The following is a 17,102-nucleotide window of genomic DNA, read 5'->3' as shown; positions in this document are numbered from 1 at the left end:
ATGCTCAAGCTGATGCGCGGCCCCTCGTACCTGGNNGGANTCGGCCCCGGCGACAGATTCAATGCTATAGATAAAAATGCCGCGGATCTGTGTGGTATTTGTCGTTTTGTGTCACAAAGTGTACGAATCGACCATGACGAACCGGAGTGCGCAGGGTGGATCCTCGCGCGCGCCAGCGTCGGGGGAGCAGCTTGTCCTGGATCAGGAAAATGGACTGGCAACACCGGCAAAGAGCTTGCTCAGCAGTTTCTGCTCCTTGCATTCGATCGAGTCGAGAAACTCGGTGGCCGAACCCATGCTGCGAAAGGCATTGAAGCCGCGTTCGAGGAACTCGTGCAGGTCGCCGAGTCCGGCCAGGTACGAGGGGCCGCGCATCAGCTTGAGCATGCCGTGCAACAGCGGCTTCCTGGCCAGCCTGTCGAGCGCTTCACCGATCTCGCGAATCAGCTCGATCTGACGCTGGCGCTGCGGCTGGCAGGCAACCGCCCGGTAGGCAGCAGCATAGGCGTCTTCGTCGATGCAGTTGATCTGCCCGATCCGGCAAAGAATGGCGACCATCGCCGAATCAAGCTGTTCGGAGAGCGCGTCGAGTTCGACGGCCAGAGCGATGGTGCGCAGCGCCGAGCCCGGCAACATCTTGATCAATAGCGGCAAAATGCGCTCGACCTCTTCGTCGCGGCTGCTGAAGTCCTTTGGGCCGTAGAGATCGGAGAGAAAGAACTGCGCTGCCTGTCCGAAACGCGCGCTGGCCAGCAGGTCGGCATGCGTACGGGCCAGTCGCCCGGCCTGCCATTCGCGCAGGCGCAAACGATCCTGCGCTGCCGCAGACTCGCGGTTGGCTTGCTGGCGCAGGTGCTTCGCCGTTTGCAGATGTTGCCGTAGGGCCGCGGCGCTCTGCTGTTTTTCGATCGAGACGGTCGAATTGTCCATGGCCAAGGATTATGCATCGTCAGGCAGAATCTGTTTAGAGGGCTTCCCCTAACGGGTATCGCTTGCAGAGCTTAGACTGTGATCCGACAGAACCCTGGAAAGGAGCGGCAAATGCCTCATCCCGATACCCTGGCAAGGCGCTTTTCCCTTTTGCAGGCGGCGGCACGCAGCGATCCACATCCGGATCGGGCCTTGCGCGATCGCCGCCTGCTGGCACTCGATCGGCTGTTGCTCGACAACGAGCAGGCGATCGCCGACGCGATAGGCCGCGATTTTGGCCATCGTTCGGCTGCCGAAACACGCCTGCTCGAGCTTTTTCCGAGTCACGAAGCGATCCGCCATGCGCGCCGCAACCTGCGGCGCTGGATGCAGCCACAGGCGCGTTCGGTTTCGCTGTGGTTTCAGCCGGGCCGGGCGGAAGTGCGTCATCAGCCGCTTGGCGCCGTCGGCATCATGGTGCCCTGGAACTACCCGATTTTCCTCGCCGCGGCACCGCTCGCAGCAGCACTGGCCGCCGGCAATCGGGCGCTGGTCAAGATGTCGGAGATCACCCCGGCGACCGCGTCGCTGTTCGCCGAGCTGGTTGGCAGATACTTCGCTGAAGACGAGTTGTCGGTGGTCGAGGGCGACGTCAAGGTGGCCAGGGAATTTTCGCAGCTTCCCTTCGACCATCTGTTGTTCACTGGTTCGACTTCGGTCGGCCGCCAGGTGATGCGTGCCGCGGCAGAAAACCTGACACCGGTGACGCTCGAACTCGGCGGCAAGTCACCGGCGATCATCGGTCCCGCGCTGTCCCCAGCCCACTTCGCTCGTGCCGTCGAGCGCATCATCGTCGGCAAGTGCCTCAACGCCGGACAGACCTGCATCGCTCCCGACTACGTGCTGCTGCCGGCCGGACAGGAGCAGGCATTCATCGATCAGGCACGCAGCGTCGTCGCCGCCTGCTATCCCGACATCGAGAAAACCGCAGACTATTCGACGATCGTCGATCAGCGCCAGTATGCGCGCCTCTCGGCCTGCCTTGAAGAGGCCAGAATGGCCGGAGCGAAGATTGTCGACCTGGCAGCAGCTGCCGTTGCCGACCCACTCAGGCGGCGCCTGCCGCCGGTAGTGCTGCTTGACGCCGGTGACGAGTTGCGCGTGATGCAAGAGGAAATCTTCGGCCCGCTGCTGCCGCTGCGGCCGTACCGCGATCTCGACGAGGCAATAGCCTTCGTCAACGGCCGGCCGCGCCCGCTGGCGCTGTATTACTTCGACAACGATCGTGCCGCGATCGAGCGCATCCTCGATGAAACGGTTTGCGGCGGAGTGACGATCAACGACACCATTCTGCACATCGCACAGGACGACCTGCCCTTCGGTGGTGTGGGTCCGAGCGGCATGGGTTGCTATCACGGTTTCGCCGGTTTCGAGACCTTCTCGGTCAGGAAAGGGGTTTTTCGGCAGTCCCGGCTGTCCGGCATCGGCCTGTTCAAGCCGCCTTACCGGGGCCTGTTCGAGCGCTTGACGAGGATCCTTCTGCGATGATTCCGTCCCGTCGCCAATTCATCAAGACTGGTATTGCCGGAAGTCTCCTGCTCTCGTTCTGTGGCTGGCTCAATGCCGCCGGAGCACGCCGCCTGAGCAACAGCGAGCGCGAGATGCTCGGCGCGCTATGCAACGCGATGCTCGAAGGTGCGCTGCCAAGAGACCATGAGCAACGCCGCCAGCAGGTGGCCCTGACCGTCGATGGCATCGCCGTTGAGGTCGCCGGCCTGCCGCTGGCCGCCCAGAAGGAGATCGGCGAGTTGTTCGGCCTGCTGGTGCTGGCGCCGGCGCGCTTCATGCTTGCCGGTGTCGGCAAGCCATGGCGAGAAGCCAGCGTCGCCGAGGTTGGCGAATTCCTGCAATCCTGGCGAGCGAGCCGCCTCAACCTGCTGCAGACCGCCTATGGAGCGCTGCACGACCTGACTTTCGGAGCCTGGTACGCACGTCCCGAAACCTGGGATGCCATCGGCTATCCCGGTCCACCAAAAGGGTATTTCTGATGCTCGATCCGATCAAGACCGGTCTGGCTTCCGGCTGGAAGCACATTGACGCATCGACGCTCCCCAGGGGCCAGACGCACGAGTTCGATGTGGTCATCGTCGGTACCGGCGCCGGTGGCGGAGTGACTGCCGACATCCTCAGCGACGCCGGTCTGCGCGTCGTTCTCGTCGAGGAAGGGCCGCTACGCTCGTCGACCGACTTCAAGATGCGCGAAGCCGATGCCTATCCCGAGCTGTATCAGGAATCGGCTTCGCGCAAGACTGCCGACAAGGCGATCAACATTCTGCAGGGGCGCTGCGTCGGTGGTTCGACGACGGTAAACTGGACCAGCAGCTTCCGCACGCCGCCCGAGGTCTTCGACTTCTGGCAACGCCAGTTCGGCTTGCGGCAACTCAGCGCCCACTCGATGAGTTCCTGGTTCGCCGTGATGGAGCACAAGCTGTGGGTGCGCCCCTGGGATACGCCGCCGAACCCGAACAACCAGGTGCTGGTGGTCGGTGGCGAGAAGCTCGCCATCCCGGTCGGGGTCATCAAGCGCAACGTCAAGGGTTGCTGGAACCTCGGTTACTGCGGCATGGGCTGCCCGACCAACGCCAAGCAGTCGATGCTGCTGACCACCATCCCGGCAGCGCTCAACCGTGGTGCGACCTTGTACACCCGCCTGCGCGCCGAACGTCTACGTTTCAATGGCAGCCGGGTCAGCGCCCTCGACTGCATGGCGCTGCAGCCCGACGGCATTCATCCGTCCGGCAAGCGGGTGCAGTTGCGCGCCCGCCATTTCGTGATCGCCGGCGGCGCCATCGGCAGCCCGGCGCTGTTGCTGCGCAGCGGCGTTCCCGACCCCTTCCGCTTGCTGGGCAAGCGCACTTTCCTGCACCCGGTGGTGATTTCGTCGGCACTGATGCCAGAGCGCGTCGATGCTTACGCCGGCGCGCCGCAATCGATCTACTCCGATCATTTTCTGCACCAGGCGCCGATCGACGGTCCGCTCGGCTTCAAGATCGAGACGCCGCCCTTGCATCCGGTGCTCTTTTCGACCACCCTGCAGGGCTTTGGCGAGGCACACGCCAGACTGATGCGCGAGTTCACGCAGGTCAACGCGCTGCTGGCGCTGCTGCGCGATGGTTTTCATCCCGAAAGCCGCGGCGGCCAGGTTCGTCTCGGCAGTGACGGTCTGCCGGTGCTCGATTATCCGCTCGGCGACGTGATCTGGGAAGCCACGCGTCGCGCCCTGTTGGCAATGGCCGAAATCCAGTTTGCCGCCGGCGCGCGCTGGGTTTCGCCAGCGCACGAAACGGCTCCGGGCTATGCAAGCTGGGCCGAAGCCAGGAAAGGGATCAATGAACTGCCGCTCAAGCCATTCGTCTGCCGGGTCGTCAGCGCGCACGTGATGGGCGGTTGCGGGATGGCCGACGGGCCACAGCGTGGCGTCGTCGATCATCGCGGCCGGCACTTCTGGCTCGCCAATCTGTCGATACACGACGGATCGCTCTTTCCGACCAGCCTGGGGGTCAATCCGCAGCTCTCGATCTACGGACTGGTGGCACGCAACGCCAGCCTGCTGGCCGCCGAATTGTCCGGCAGGCCAAGTCCGCTCATCCCCTGACGGAGATTTACCGTCATGCTCGCACGTGCTCTTCGCCTTTCCCTGCTCCTCGAAGTGGCGCTCTACGTGGCGATTGCCAGGTACGGCTTCGATGCTTCGCCGTTTCAGGCGGCACTGCTGACACTAGCCGGCATTCTTTCGCTGCGCGCCGTGCTGACCCTCATCACCTACGCCTATGCCTGGGCCTGGCATTCACCGGCGCCGACCCTATCGCTGTGGCAGGCGCTGCGCATGGTTCTCGGCGAGTATGCAGCGCATCTGCTCTGCTTCGTGCTCCTCTTCCCTTTCGAACGCTGGTGGATGCGCCCCGACCTTCTGCCCGCAGGCAGCCGCCCGCCGGTGCTGCTGGTGCACGGCTACGGCTGCTCGCGCGCGGCCTGGTGGTGGCTGCGCCGTCGTTTGCAGGCAGCCGGCTGGACGGTGGCGACGATCAACCTCGAACCGGTCTTCGGCAGCATCGACGATTACGTCGATCCCCTGGAGCAACGAATCGCTGCGGTTCTCGCCGAGACCGGTGCCGAACATCTGTTGCTGGTCGGCCACAGCATGGGCGGGCTGGTCGCGCGCGCCTATCTGCAGCATTATGGCAAATCGCGAGTCGTCGGTCTGGTGACTCTCGGAACTCCGCATCAGGGCAGTCGGATCGCGCCGCTCGGTTTCGGCGCCAACGCGCGTCAGATGCGGATCGGTAGCGCCTGGCTGCAGGCGCTTGCCAGTCCGGCGCCGATGCTTGATACTCTGGTCATCTACAGTCCGCACGACAATTATGTGATGCCACAAAGCAACTTGCAATTGCCGGGTACCGCCAGCCACTCGATCGAAGGGCTCGGTCATCTGACGATGCTCTATTCGCCACGCGTAGCGCAGGTGTTGTTGGCCGCGCTTGACCAGACTTGCGCACGCAGTGCCTGAGCCGGCGATCCAGTTCCTCGTGCTGCTCTCACTGCTGCTGTCCGTTCAGGCAGCGGCGCAGGAGGTCTTTGTCACTCGCGGCGCTGGCAGCCCGATGTATTCCGACAAACCGCAAGCAGGTGCCCAGCCGGTAAGCCTGCCGGAACTCAATATCAGCAAACCGGTTCCGGTCGTCCCCAAAGCGCCTGTCCCGGCCACCCGCCGAACAGCGGAGGAAAGCGGCCCAGCCGCGGCGCCACCACCTGCCTACCGCAAATTCAGCATCGTCGTCCCCGCAAACGACGGCAGTGTCGCCGCCAACAGCGCATTGTTCGAGGTGCGGGTGGCGGTGGAACCGGCACTGCAACTTGGCGAAGGGCATGCCATCACCGTCAGCATCAACGGTCGCCCCGTCGGCCAGCGCTTCACCGCCCATGAATTCATGATTCCACCCGAGTTCTGGGGAGACACGCTGCCACCCGTAAACCAGCATTACCAGCTGGATGCCGCGATCGTCGATGGCAACGGCGGCTTGCTCAAGCTGGCGGAACCGGTGACCTTCTATCTGCGCCATGTCGCCGGCTGGCATCAGCGTCCGCACCAGCGGCCTTTGCTGCGACCATTGCCCGTTCAGAAGCCACCACCCGCACAGCCGAGCTGGAAGTTCGAGCAGCCGGGCAAGCCTTCTTCGAGCGTCAAGCCTCCCGTCCGGCCAGAGCCATAAGGTGGAAGCCACCAAGGGGCGTGCCGCCACACCCATCCACCCTTACGGCTTGTCAGCACCGAGTCCCAATGATCGCCAGGCCAGGCCGTGCATCATGGCTGTACGCACTCGTAGCGGATCAGATCAGGGTCATTTTCGGCGGCCACCTGTCCGAGGCAGATGATCCCCCGGTCGTGCAGGGTAAACTCCTCGCGCTGCACGAAGAAACGCGAGCCGTTCTCCAGCAATAGATGGGTACCGTTGGTACTGCCATCGACCAGGATGAATTTGCCCTGACGGAACTCGATATCGGCATGTGTGCGGGACACTCGATCCTGATCTACCACCAGATTGTTCCTGTCGCCGCGCCCGATGGTGAAAATATGGGAGTCGGGCATCACCTCGAAGGTTCTGTCACGATATTTGAGAATCAGGCGGGCGAACAGCAGGCTGCGTATTTCATCCTGTTGCTCGATGCTGACGAGTTGCGTCAGGCTGGATGACTCCTGCCAGATCACCTCGACGATTTCCATCTCCTCCTGCTTGCCCCGGACGCGCGACCAACCGAGACTGCGGGACATCAGTTCGAGATTGTCCGGCAACTGGCGAACCGTCTCGCGGGTGGTGATGATCTGGTCGGCCTTGGCCAGGGCGACCATGCGAGCAGCCACATTAACCGCGTCTCCGAACAGGTCGCTTTGCTCGACCAGAACGGGCCCGTGCTGCAGACCGATCCGGACGGCGATGTTGAATTCCAGCAAGGGTGGATCGTCCTTGATCACGGAGTGCATTTCACAGGCAGCCTGCAAGGCCCGTGCCGCGTCCGGAAAGCGGCTCATGATCTCATCGCCGATGGTTTTGACCACCGTACCGTCGAACTCTGCGGTTTTTGCCTGGAGCAACTCGAGAACCCGGCTCTCGATCTGTCGCGCCTGCCAATCACCATATTTTTCGAACAAGCGGGTACTGCCGCAGATATCGGCGAACAGCACGGTTGCCGATACCTGTTGGCGCACTGCCGTCCGGTGGCCGCCCGCTGCGGACATCTGCTTGGGCAATTTCATGTTGATCTTCCGAGTTCCCGTAGGCCAGAGCGTCAGGTACCCATCTCCCCGAGCTCGTGAATTTTCCATCAACCGCTGCGTCTTCGGGTACGCAGCAGCTTCGTATCCTTACTGAAGATCGTTCGTGCAAAACCTGCCGATTCTGCAAGAATCACAGAAACCGCAACCTGCCCGGATGATACTCCTCATCGGTCATCTCGGCCATTTCAGTGCCCATTGGCCCATTGGCAGCAGAACGGATCGGGACCGCTGTTGCAGACAGTCTCCGGCCAGTCCGTCGATCATCGCTGCTCAAGAGGGCTCGGTACTGCGCTTGTCATCGAGGGAAATCCCGCCTTTTGCCGACAGCCTGTTGGTGGATGACTCCTGGCGTTCAATGACATCTCTGTAATAGCTGATTTCTAGAAGTTCGGGGATGCGCAGCGCCTGACCATCAGGGATGCGCACAACGGCCTGTCGATTGATGATTGCAGGTTCATACTCCGGATCGAGTTCAATCGCCTTGTCCAGGCACTCCAGGGCTTTCTGCCTGTTGCCGAGGCTGGCATAGGCAAGACCCATGTTGCCGTACGATTGCACATGATTCTTGTCCACTTTCAGAACCTGCTCGAACAATTCGATGGACAATGGGTACTGGCCGTCGCGCAGGGCGGCAAACGCCTTGTCGAAGGTCCGTGAATTGTTGAGGTATTGCGCCAGGCTGATGCCAGAGTGGCTGCGCACCAGGACTTCCAGCTCGTCGAGATGCTTGCGGGCCAGTCTTCCCACCTCACCATCGCGGCGATCGACTGCGATGGCATTCTCGTAAGCACTGACGGCTTTCTGGAAATCGACCTTTTGCATATAGGCTGTGCCCAGATTGTAGTGCGCTTGCGCCAGCAGCGGGAAAATCTCTACTGCCCGCTCGAAGCAATGGATGGCCTCATCGAGGTCGCCACGCAGGGCATGGCAGGCGCCTATTCCATAGATCACCATATGATAATTCGGATGCTGCTGGCGGAGTTCTTCGAGAATGGCCATCGCTTGTGCAAGCTTGCCCTTCTCGGCCAGTTCCAGAGCGACGTCACAGCGTTCGTCGATCTCGGGCAGGATCTCGACGAGAAAGTCTTTCTTGTGGTTGAGCTGCTTTTCGCGCTGATAGGCAAGACACGGACCGTAATAGGAACAGCCCTCGCAGACCTCTGTCCGCAGGCTTGCACAGCAAGTCGGGCAGATCAACTGGGCCGCTTTGATCTTGCAGACCCGCTTGCCTTTTCTCTCCTGGCATAATGAGCATTTCATGGTTGGACTTTCCTGGCGCGAATGAAGACCAAATAGTCTAGGACAAGTCAGTTGCATTCGCCACCGTTTCGGTAATCGGCACGACAAAAGAACTGCACCCGACGCCATCCCGGCAATCCTATTGACCACTCAGAGTCCCTTGGCCGTCTCGGTGATTCGTGGCGTGCTCTTGGAATCCTTCATCGGATCCGGTGTTTCAGAAGAGAGTAGACTAGATGGTGGCTCGCTTGGCTCCGGCAGGATGGACTCGAGCGAAAAACTGCCCGGCTTGCGCCTGCACACCGCCCATCTCCACCAACCGCCTTGACTGGCAAAGATTTCATCCATGCAGCGTACGATTTTCGCTACCCCGCTGATCAATACCCTCATGCACTGGCTGTCCCGGCTGCTGTTGCACTTGCTGGGATGGCGAGTGAAAGGCGGCGCGCCGGATGCACCAAAATATGTGTTGATTGCCGCGCCGCACACCAGTAATTGGGACTTTCCCTTCACCCTGATGGTCTGTTTTGCCCTGCAGCTGCGGGTGTACTGGATGGGAAAATCGACGCTCTTTCCGCCCCTGATCGGTGGCGTGATGGGTTGGCTGGGCGGGATTCCGGTGAACCGCGAGCGCGTAGGAAATCTCGTACAAAGCACGGTCGATGCCTTTGACAACAATTCTGGAATGGTCATCATTGTTTCCCCGGAGGGGACTCGAAGCCGAGTGACTCGCTGGAAAACGGGTTTCTATTACATCGCCGCAGGTGCTGGTGTCCCGATCGCCCTGGGTTATCTGGATTTCAAGGAAAAAGTGGCTGGCGTGAGCCGCCTGTTTCAACCGACAGGCGACCTTTCAGCCGACATGCTGGAGATCCAGGCATTCTACGCAGGCATCACCGGCAAGAACCCTTAGCAGAGCCGACTCGCTGCCTGTTCCTCGGTAAGGATAGAGATGAAACTTGTTCCTGCGTTAGCCGGCTGGTTTGGCTACGATGCAATCTCCCGCCGCAAGAATCACCTGCAACTCGACAGGCATCTGTTGCAGATCCTCGACAAGCACGCGATTGATACGGTCATCGATGTGGGCGCCAATGCCGGGCAATTTTCATCGCGGTTGCGCGCTGCCGGATTTGCCGGGCGTATCGAGGCATTCGAGCCCATTCCGGCGATGGCCCGTGAGCTTGCCGAGCGATTCGCTGCAGATCGTTTGTTCACGACTCACCATTGCGGGCTGGCCGAACAGGATGGGGCGATGGAACTCAACGTCCTTGCCGGCAGCGATTTTTCATCCTTCCTGAAAACCAACGAGAATTCCGAGCAATATTTCCCTGAACGCACCGGTCTGAAAGAAATCATCAAGGTACCGGTGAAACGTCTCGATGGCATCGAGGGCATTGCCCAACAGGAGAGCCGCCTGCTTCTCAAACTCGACACCCAGGGATTCGATCTGCAGGTTTTCTCGGGGGCAACGGCCTTGCTGCCACGGATCAAGGCAGTTCTGATCGAGTGTTCGGTCATCCCGCTCTACCAAGGAACCCCCGGTTTCATTGAATCACTGACGGTTTTCCAGGCGGCCGGATTCCTGCCGTCCGGTTTTTTTCCGGTATCTCGCGACAAGACCACTCTGGCGATCATCGAGTTCGACTGCATGCTGGTTCGTGGACAAGCGGCTACGTAGCTCACCCGTGACCCGGGTCGCTTACCGTCCATCGGGATCTGCCGCCCGGATCCTCCTTGCCAGACACCGCGCCCTGTCGGGCGCGGCCTCGCTTCAATGGAGCGTAGTCAGAAACTGGAGAGTATTGGCACGTCCAAATTCCATCTTGTCGAGCAGAAAGCTCGGCGTGTTGACCAGGCGCGCGCCGGCAGTCAGGGACTGCATTTCCGGCGGCAGCTGGATGCAGCGCGTCTCGACGTATCGGTAGGGCTTGAGGATCGCATCGACGATTTTCTCGTCTTCGTTGATCTTGTCCTCCCAATCATCCTCGCTGTTCCTGAACGCCGCCAGCAAGCGCTGACATTCTGGGCTTGTCCGGTCCTTGAGTTTCGCCAGCAGACTGGTTTTCAGGCCCGCCAGCAAGGTTGCGTCGGATACCAGCCGGCCGCTCTCGATCCACAGGTTGACCTTGTTGATGAAGGTGCGCTGCTGCTCGACCACCGCGTTCTGCCACAGTTCCTCGCGCCGGTCCTCGCGCTCTGCAAAAGTATCGGGAATCTCGGCGCAGCGCCTGGGAAACACCTCGACCATCCAGATCTGGTCAAGCCTGGCACTGAGCAGCCCCTTCAGCGGCGGGTTCTCCGACCAGGCGCCGTCGAGGTAAGTCCCGGCGTGGCGACCCTCCTTGATGGTGGTCATGCCGTTGATAAAGTCGATCGAGCCGGATGCCATGATTCCGTGGCGCATGTAGTCGGCAGCGACGCGGATCGCTGTGGCGTGGTCGCCCGGGTGGCCTTTCAACGCCTTGACGAGTTCGGCGAAGAAGTCTTCGTCGGTAATGTTGACATCCTCGCTGTCCTTCACGCGCGTGGCGCCAACCAGCAAGCGTGGCCGCGTCCCGTCCTTCGTATCCCTGTCGAAAGCGAGTTGCGCCGCAGCCAGATCACCCGGCGGCTGCGTGGAAGCCACGTAACGCTGGTAGAGCAAGTCCATGCAGGTCTCCGGTTCGACATAGGCATTCAGCCAGTCCTGAAAACGACCGTGCAGCCATTCCACCGCGACCTTGTCCTTCCACCAGAAATAGGCCGGGTTGGTCGACGACCACAAATGATCGACCGCCTTCACCCCGTCGCCCACTGCCTGGTTGAAAATCATCCCGTTTGCATTGTGCAGCCACTGCTTGCGGAGCGCCTCGGGAGCGGTCGCCATGCGCTCCTGCATCGTCCCATGCGCATGCTGCAGCGCATGACGCCAGCACACCGCGGCAACCAGGGCGCCCGCAGAGGTGCCGGAATACGCGCTGATGTCGTATTTTTCGAAGGCGCGCGCCTCGACCAGGCCGCTGACGACGCCAGCGTCGATCGCTCCGGCGAGAAATGACCCTCCCTGAAACGCCAGTCCAATCCTTTGCAACATGGTTTTCTCCTTCAAGAGAGTGGTGACGCTGCCTGGCGGTGGCCCGACGGGCGGTACCGGCNGAGCCAAAAGATTACCCAATCGACGACCAGCAGCCGGTTCTGGAATGGTGCGCCGACGACCAGCTGCCGGCGACCGCCGGTCTCGTGATATGCCCCGACACTCGCTGCCGAAATCAGTTGCCCGTCGTCGGTGAAGACCGGCTCGACACGCGCGGCGCCACTCGGATCGACGATCCGGACCACCTCGGACGGGCAGTCTTCCCGTTGACCGACCGTATAGAACATCAGTGCAGCCAGATCAGGGCTGCCGGCGACCCAGAGGTTGCCGGCAGCGTCCCAGGTCAGATTGTCGGCAGCAACGGGTACTGCGATCTCAGCAAGCGGAACGAGTCTCGGCTTGCTCGCTGCGCCGACGACCCCATAGACCATGATTTTCTTCGCCATCGACGCAGCGACATACAGCCGCTTGGTGGCGGATTCGTAGGCAACACCGTTGGGAAAGTGCTTGAATGCATCGTCGACGTGAAACACCGGCCCATCAGTCATCAGTCGGCAGGAAACGATCGAACCGAAGCCGATCGGAACGACAGTCTCGATCAACTGCTGCCATTGAAAGCGACTTTCCTGAGTATTGGTGAAATAGAAGGCATCGGTACTGACCGCAGCGATCTCGTTCGGCGCGCGGATGAAAGACTCATTCTCGATGAACTGCGGCCTGGAAAGCGCTCCGCTCGCCCGCTCGACGTCGAAAATGACTACGCGGGCGCGCCCATCCGCCGGACGGTCGGTTACGAAAAGGCGTGCCTGCGCGCTGTCGATCGGCAAGAAGTCGATGCCGACCGGGCGAAAAGCGCCAAGTTCACTCAACTCGGCGGTCTGGTTGACCACCGGCGCATCGAGATTGCTGAGAGTCAGCGTCAGGATCGCGCCGTTGACCAGGCTGGCGCTTGCCGGTTTGAAGGGGTTGGGGAAATCCGGTAAGCCGGTTTGAAACCCGAAGGCGACCGTCGACGTCGGGCGGCGCAAACGCGGACGCGAACACGACGAGATGTAGACACGCTCATACTCATGATCAATCGTCACGTCCTCGGGGCATGGCATGACCAGGCTGCGGCAGCTTTTCTGCGCCAGCGAAAGCATGGCCTGGGCAGTTGCCGCGCCAGGCACCGACCCCACTACTGGTGAAACAGGACTTGCTAACATTGTGAATCTCCTTCATTCAGAACGTCGATACATCAAACGCTTGTCTTGGTGGCAAACGCTTGCGTAGCCGAACCAGGCCCGGTGGATTCAAGCACTTCCCGAAGTGCCAGGCGACACTCCAGAACCTCCCGTACGCCATCTGCAGAACTCTTCTCAACGGCTGGTTCAGCATTAAATGATCAGCTTATCCTTACCATAGACCTTGCTTTGAAAAGTTCAAGGAGATTTTGCAAGGCCAGTAGCGCTTCGCCGATGATGGGCCTGCTGCAGCTTGCCAAGAGCCCGCGCAGCGTAGCAATTCGGGCCAAGCGAAAAGGCGCGGCTGCGCCGTCCGGGGCGGCTCTACGAGAAGATCCTGGCGGCCAACGTAGTTAAAGAACATAACCCGGATTGTGCATAGAGCGGGCGGAAAATACGATAAAAATACGATAAAAATATGATATAATGCCCGTTTTATGTCAACCGGTCTGTAAAAAATCGCTCTCGACACCCGCCCTGCTGTTAATTTTTCCCCGGAACCCTTCCGATTCCGCCCGAAACCCCTCCCATTTCCGCCTGCTGGAGGCTTGGGGTGCGTACAGCGCTTTACAGCGGGGAGCCTACTCCCTATAATTCCGGCTTCTTTCGGGCGGGGGTATAGCTCAGCTGGGAGAGCGCTTGCATGGCATGCAAGAGGTCCGCGGTTCGATCCCGCGTACCTCCACCACAAGCCGAAAGAGTTCCGGGTCCCCATCGTCTAGAGGCCCAGGACACTACCCTTTCACGGTAGGTACCGGGGTTCGAATCCCCGTGGGGACGCCAGCGATGGCAGCAAGGGCACACCTGAAAAAAGTTGTGCCATTCGTGTTTTCAGCCGACGCGTTGTGCCGAGCTATTCTGGCTGACGCGAATCGATGCTGATTGTCACCGGCCCGTCGTTGATCAGGTGTACCCGCATGTCGGCACCGAAGACACCGGTTTGCACGCGACGCCCGCTGGCGCTTTCGAGCTGCTCGACAAAGCTTTGGAACAGCGCTTGCGCGAGTTCAGGACGAGCTGCACGACTCCACGATGGACGATTGCCTTTCCGGGTCGACGCGAAGAGTGTGAACTGGCTGACTGCGAGAAGCTCACCCTTGGCGTCGATGACGCTGCGGTTCATTATCCCGGCCGCATCGGGGAAGATGCGCAGTCGGGCCAGCTTGGCGGACATCCAGGCCAGATCAGAGCTGGCATCGATCTCCTCGAAAGCGGCCAGGATCAGCAGACCCGCTCCGATCGAGCCAGCGACTTCTCCTTCGACTTCGACCCGTGCCGCGGCGACGCGCTGCACGAGCACCCTCATCGGGAGGCCCCGGCATTCTGCTGACGGAGTTTCTCGGGGATCGGCAGCCAGCGCACGGTATTGGTCAAGGGTTCCGGCTGCAGCGTCACGTGTGCAATTCCCTGCGCGGCCAGCGCATGCCGACTGGCGGCGAGGACTGTCGGCCATTGTTCTAGTGACTCGACGATGAGATGTGCCGAAAGGGCGACGCGCTTCGACGACAAGGTCCAGATATGCAGGTCGTGCACCGAGGCAACTCCCGCGATGCCAGCCAGTACGCATCCGATCTGCTCGGTTGACAGGCTCGGCGGTACGCCTTCCATCAATGCCTGCAGGACTTCGCGCAACAGACGCAGGCTCGACGCCAGCATCAGCGCGCAGATCAGAATCGAGAGCAGGGGGTCGATGGTGGTCCAGCCGGTCCACATCACCACCGCGCCGGAGACCAGCGCCGCCACCGAACCGAGCAGATCGCCGAGGACGTGCAGCAGGGCGCCGCGCGTATTCATCGTCTGCTCGCCGTGCATCAGCAACCATGCGACGGCGATGTTGAGGACCAGGCCGAGCGCCGCAACCAGGGTGACCGCTGCGCCATTGACCGCGGCAGGATCGAGAATGCGACCGACTGCGGCGACCGAGATCCCGACCACCACCAGTACCATGAAAACGACATTGAGCAGCGCCGCCAGCGTCTCGACCCGACCATATCCGTAGGTGTGTCGTTGCGTCGGCGGGCGTTGCGCGAGCCAGGCCGCAAAGGCCGCGAGCCCGAGTGAGGCGCTGTCGGTGACCATATGCCCGGCATCACTCAGCAATGCCAGCGATCCCGACCAGAAGCCGGTCGCTGCCTCGACCCCGGCAAAGCCGAGCGTCAGCAGCAAGGCCCAGAGCAGGCGTGGGCCGGTGTCCACATGATGATGCGCATGCTCGCCATGCTCATGGTGATCGTGCTGATGGTGCTGGTGCGCGTGCTGGAGGTGTGGATCGCTCATGATCCGGGCATTGTACCCGAGATCGCTGTTTCCATTGGAGATGACTTGGCCAGGCCACGCCTCCTGCAGCGCGTGCTGGGCGCCATCGCTTCAGCCCGGCTTAATGTTTATCCGCTAAAATAGCCTCTTACGCCGAAGGATGCCGATGACCCCAATGCCCCAATTGCCCACTCGCGACAGCATCAAGCGCTTTTTTCTCCTGACTGGACTGTGGGTGCTGCTGCACGTCAGCGCCTTCACCAATGACCAGGGCTACAGCACGCTCGCGGTAGCACTGTGGACGCTGGCAACCACGGTCAGTTACACCTTCCTGTACCTGCTGCCGGCACTGATTCCGGGCTACCTGCTGCACCGGCTGCTGCTGCGGCGCCCGGTGACGCGCGTCGGAGTGGCCTCTCTGGCGCTGCTGCTGATCGGCCTGACTGGAATGATTCACGTGCTCCTGTTCGCCGATCGGGTGATTTATGGAATGTACGGGTTTCACATCAACGGCTTTGTCCTCGATCTGGTGTTCACACCCGGCGGAATTGCCTCGCTCGGGGCCAGTCGCAGTACCGAACTGACCGCAAGCCTGGTGGTCATCGCACTGCTGGCGTTGCAGGCGGCAACCTATTACTGGGTGACGCGTCGCGCAGCCCTGTCGCGTCCGTCTCGCTGGACTCCGCGTGCGGGCTGGGTGCTGCTGGCCATTCTGAGCTTCGCGGTCGGCGAGCGTGTCGCCTATGGTTTCAGCGCTGCCGCCAACTACCAGCCGATTCTTTTTGCCAGCGAGCGCTACCCGCTGTACCTGCCGACCACCTTTCGCAAGCTGGCATCCCGGTTGGGCTTCAGCGGCGCTCCCGAGGGGGAAGGCGGGGTGCATATCAAGAACGGCGTCCTGAGTTATCCGCTGCTGCCACTACGCGTCGAGCCGCCTGCACGCCCGCTCAACATCGTCTGGCTGGCCGTCGAATCGCTGCGCTACGACATGCTGGACCGTTCGATCATGCCGCAGCTCTGGGATTTTTCCGAGCATTCGCTGCGCCTCGAGAACCACTACAGCGGTGGCAATACCACCCAGATGGGCATCTTCTCGATGTTTTACGGATTGTATGGCAACTACTGGTTTCCGATGCAGGCGGCGCGCCGATCGCCTCTGCTGATGGATGTGCTGCAGCAACAGAACTATCAGTTCAGCCTGCATACCAGCCAGAGTTTTACCTATCCGCCGTTTCAGGAGACGGTTTTCGCGAAAATGAACCCGGCCGACATGCATGCGCTGTCCGATGGTCCGCCGCCGTGGCAGCGTGACCGGCAGAACATCGACGACATCCTCCGGTTCATCGATGCTCGCGACAAGGCGCGGCCATTCATGACCTACATGTTCTTCGAGGGCACGCACGCCAACTACACCTTCCCGCCCGAGAGCGTCATCGCGCGCCCCTATCTCGAGGATTTCAACTATCTGTCCGCCGACTTCGCGCAGCAGATGGTGCCGATCAAGAACCGCTACATCAACGCTGCCCACCATGTCGACCAGTTGATCGGGCGTGTCATCGCGCATCTGCGTGCAAGGAAACTGCTCGACGAGACGATCATTATCGTTCTTGGCGATCACGGTGAGGAATTCATGGAACGCAAGCGCTGGGGGCACGCTGCCGACTTCAATCGTTTTCAGACCAGCACACCGGGTGTTCTTTGGATTCCGGGTCAGCAGGCACGCACCATCAGCGGCATCAGCAGCCACCTCGATATCCCGGCGACGCTGATGCCCTTGCTCGGTGTCAGGAACCCGCCGGCCGATTACTCGCTCGGGCAGGATCTGTTGGCACCCGGATTCCATCGCGATTACGCCGTTGCGGCAGGCTGGAACCGCATCGCCTACCTCGGCGAAAAGTTCAAGATCTCGTTCCCGGTGAATGCAGCGGGTGCGGTTCGCGACGAGGTGCTCGATGACGATGACCGTCCGGTCAGCGATCGCGAGCACGCCAAGAGCGAAATCCGACCGGCGATGGTCGAGATGATGAACAACCTGACACGCTTCAGTCGTCCGAAAGGGTAGGGGTAA

At 61.1% G+C, this 17,102-nt stretch carries 16 protein-coding genes and 2 tRNA genes; 11 read left to right on the top strand and 7 right to left on the bottom strand.

The annotated features are described in order from the left end of the window. Positions 1-201: 201 nt before the first annotated feature. Entirely contained in the window at positions 202-930 is a 729-nt protein-coding gene (locus tag E4Q08_RS04000) for a DUF8198 family protein (RefSeq protein ID WP_034911501.1), read from the bottom strand. A gap of 111 nt (positions 931-1,041) precedes the next feature. Here E4Q08_RS04000 and E4Q08_RS03995 point away from each other — a divergent pair, with 111 nt between their 5' ends. Genes E4Q08_RS03995 through E4Q08_RS03975 form a run of 5 tightly spaced genes read left to right on the top strand, consistent with a single transcriptional unit; the run spans position 1,042 to position 6,179 of the window. Further along, the gene (locus E4Q08_RS03995) at positions 1,042-2,457 is read left to right on the top strand and encodes a coniferyl aldehyde dehydrogenase (protein ID WP_169069416.1); all 1,416 of its coding nucleotides are present in this window, start codon (positions 1,042-1,044) and stop codon (positions 2,455-2,457) included. Continuing rightward, a complete protein-coding gene (locus E4Q08_RS03990; RefSeq protein ID WP_034913359.1) occupies positions 2,454-2,957 on the top strand; it encodes a hypothetical protein in 504 nt (167 codons plus the stop codon). The genes E4Q08_RS03995 and E4Q08_RS03990 overlap by 4 nt, the downstream gene beginning before the upstream one ends. Further along, positions 2,957-4,564, top strand: a complete 1,608-nt coding sequence (locus E4Q08_RS03985) for a GMC family oxidoreductase (protein ID WP_169069415.1) — start codon at positions 2,957-2,959, stop codon at positions 4,562-4,564. The genes E4Q08_RS03990 and E4Q08_RS03985 overlap by 1 nt, the downstream gene beginning before the upstream one ends. A gap of 15 nt (positions 4,565-4,579) precedes the next feature. Beyond that, entirely contained in the window at positions 4,580-5,476 is an 897-nt protein-coding gene (locus E4Q08_RS03980; protein ID WP_034913361.1) for an esterase/lipase family protein, read from the top strand. Next, complete coding sequence (locus E4Q08_RS03975; RefSeq protein ID WP_034913364.1) at positions 5,469-6,179, top strand: hypothetical protein; 711 nt, start codon at positions 5,469-5,471, stop codon at positions 6,177-6,179. The genes E4Q08_RS03980 and E4Q08_RS03975 overlap by 8 nt, the downstream gene beginning before the upstream one ends. A 92-nt stretch (positions 6,180-6,271) precedes the next feature. On the opposite strand, the gene E4Q08_RS03970 is transcribed toward E4Q08_RS03975, so the two are convergent. Then, complete coding sequence (locus E4Q08_RS03970; RefSeq protein ID WP_169069414.1) at positions 6,272-7,222, bottom strand: adenylate/guanylate cyclase domain-containing protein; 951 nt, start codon at positions 7,220-7,222, stop codon at positions 6,272-6,274. 291 nt (positions 7,223-7,513) lie between these two features. After that, entirely contained in the window at positions 7,514-8,503 is a 990-nt protein-coding gene (locus tag E4Q08_RS03965) for a tetratricopeptide repeat protein (protein ID WP_169069413.1), read from the bottom strand. 367 nt (positions 8,504-8,870) lie between these two features. Between E4Q08_RS03965 and E4Q08_RS03960 the strand changes: the two genes are divergently transcribed. Both E4Q08_RS03960 and E4Q08_RS03955 read left to right on the top strand, forming a co-directional pair. Then, the gene (locus E4Q08_RS03960; protein ID WP_308240054.1) at positions 8,871-9,395 is read left to right on the top strand and encodes a lysophospholipid acyltransferase family protein; all 525 of its coding nucleotides are present in this window, start codon (positions 8,871-8,873) and stop codon (positions 9,393-9,395) included. 39 nt (positions 9,396-9,434) lie between these two features. After that, entirely contained in the window at positions 9,435-10,160 is a 726-nt protein-coding gene (locus E4Q08_RS03955) for an FkbM family methyltransferase (protein WP_169069411.1), read from the top strand. A 93-nt stretch (positions 10,161-10,253) separates the two neighbouring features. On the opposite strand, the gene E4Q08_RS03950 is transcribed toward E4Q08_RS03955, so the two are convergent. Further along, positions 10,254-11,555, bottom strand: a complete 1,302-nt coding sequence (locus E4Q08_RS03950) for a patatin-like phospholipase family protein (protein WP_169069410.1) — start codon at positions 11,553-11,555, stop codon at positions 10,254-10,256. Between the two features lie 11 nt (positions 11,556-11,566). Further along, the gene (locus E4Q08_RS03945) at positions 11,567-12,658 is read right to left on the bottom strand and encodes an SMP-30/gluconolactonase/LRE family protein (RefSeq protein ID WP_443984444.1); all 1,092 of its coding nucleotides are present in this window, start codon (positions 12,656-12,658) and stop codon (positions 11,567-11,569) included. 732 nt (positions 12,659-13,390) lie between these two features. Between E4Q08_RS03945 and E4Q08_RS03940 the strand changes: the two genes are divergently transcribed. Next, positions 13,391-13,466 (top strand) — tRNA-Ala (locus tag E4Q08_RS03940). A gap of 19 nt (positions 13,467-13,485) precedes the next feature. Next, a tRNA-Glu gene (locus E4Q08_RS03935) sits at positions 13,486-13,561 on the top strand. A 70-nt stretch (positions 13,562-13,631) separates the two neighbouring features. Here the strand turns inward: E4Q08_RS03935 and dtd are convergent. Next, the gene (dtd, locus tag E4Q08_RS03930; protein ID WP_169069408.1) at positions 13,632-14,084 is read right to left on the bottom strand and encodes a D-aminoacyl-tRNA deacylase; all 453 of its coding nucleotides are present in this window, start codon (positions 14,082-14,084) and stop codon (positions 13,632-13,634) included. After that, entirely contained in the window at positions 14,081-14,974 is an 894-nt protein-coding gene (locus E4Q08_RS03925; RefSeq protein ID WP_308240053.1) for a cation diffusion facilitator family transporter, read from the bottom strand. Before E4Q08_RS03925 ends, dtd begins: the two co-directional genes overlap by 4 nt. Between E4Q08_RS03925 and E4Q08_RS03920 the strand changes: the two genes are divergently transcribed. Together E4Q08_RS03920 and E4Q08_RS03915 are read left to right on the top strand one after the other, a co-directional pair. Further along, positions 14,975-15,178, top strand: coding sequence for a hypothetical protein (locus tag E4Q08_RS03920; RefSeq protein WP_169069331.1), 204 nt, complete (start codon positions 14,975-14,977; stop codon positions 15,176-15,178). It begins immediately after the preceding gene. A 31-nt stretch (positions 15,179-15,209) separates the two neighbouring features. Further along, positions 15,210-17,096 carry a DUF3413 domain-containing protein gene (locus E4Q08_RS03915; protein WP_169069424.1) on the top strand — a complete coding sequence of 629 codons (1,887 nt, stop codon included), beginning with the start codon at positions 15,210-15,212 and terminating at the stop codon, positions 17,094-17,096. Positions 17,097-17,102 lie beyond the last annotated feature (6 nt).

It is taken from the genome of Candidatus Accumulibacter contiguus (genome assembly GCF_012940005.1).
GTDB classification, from domain to species: domain Bacteria; phylum Pseudomonadota; class Gammaproteobacteria; order Burkholderiales; family Rhodocyclaceae; genus Accumulibacter; species Accumulibacter contiguus.
Note: the sequence above shows the minus strand (reverse complement) of the source record. Positions and strands in the feature narration are given on the sequence as shown.

What these genes read in the sequence shown, in the direction of transcription:
- E4Q08_RS03955 (WP_169069411.1), top strand. Translation starts at nt 9,435, where the DNA reads ATGAAACTTGTTCCTGCGTTAGCCGGCTGGTTTGGCTACGATGCAATC.
- E4Q08_RS03950 (WP_169069410.1), bottom strand. Translation starts at nt 11,555, where the DNA reads ATGTTGCAAAGGATTGGACTGGCGTTTCAGGGAGGGTCATTTCTCGCC.
- E4Q08_RS03920 (WP_169069331.1), top strand. Translation starts at nt 14,975, where the DNA reads ATGATGATGCGCATGCTCGCCATGCTCATGGTGATCGTGCTGATGGTG.
- E4Q08_RS03965 (WP_169069413.1), bottom strand. Translation starts at nt 8,503, where the DNA reads ATGAAATGCTCATTATGCCAGGAGAGAAAAGGCAAGCGGGTCTGCAAG.
- E4Q08_RS03960 (WP_308240054.1), top strand. Translation starts at nt 8,871, where the DNA reads ATGCACTGGCTGTCCCGGCTGCTGTTGCACTTGCTGGGATGGCGAGTG.
- dtd (WP_169069408.1), bottom strand. Translation starts at nt 14,084, where the DNA reads ATGAGGGTGCTCGTGCAGCGCGTCGCCGCGGCACGGGTCGAAGTCGAA.
- E4Q08_RS03985 (WP_169069415.1), top strand. Translation starts at nt 2,957, where the DNA reads ATGCTCGATCCGATCAAGACCGGTCTGGCTTCCGGCTGGAAGCACATT.
- E4Q08_RS03990 (WP_034913359.1), top strand. Translation starts at nt 2,454, where the DNA reads ATGATTCCGTCCCGTCGCCAATTCATCAAGACTGGTATTGCCGGAAGT.
- E4Q08_RS03995 (WP_169069416.1), top strand. Translation starts at nt 1,042, where the DNA reads ATGCCTCATCCCGATACCCTGGCAAGGCGCTTTTCCCTTTTGCAGGCG.
- E4Q08_RS03970 (WP_169069414.1), bottom strand. Translation starts at nt 7,222, where the DNA reads ATGAAATTGCCCAAGCAGATGTCCGCAGCGGGCGGCCACCGGACGGCA.
- E4Q08_RS03915 (WP_169069424.1), top strand. Translation starts at nt 15,210, where the DNA reads ATGCCCCAATTGCCCACTCGCGACAGCATCAAGCGCTTTTTTCTCCTG.
- E4Q08_RS04000 (WP_034911501.1), bottom strand. Translation starts at nt 930, where the DNA reads ATGGACAATTCGACCGTCTCGATCGAAAAACAGCAGAGCGCCGCGGCC.
- E4Q08_RS03980 (WP_034913361.1), top strand. Translation starts at nt 4,580, where the DNA reads ATGCTCGCACGTGCTCTTCGCCTTTCCCTGCTCCTCGAAGTGGCGCTC.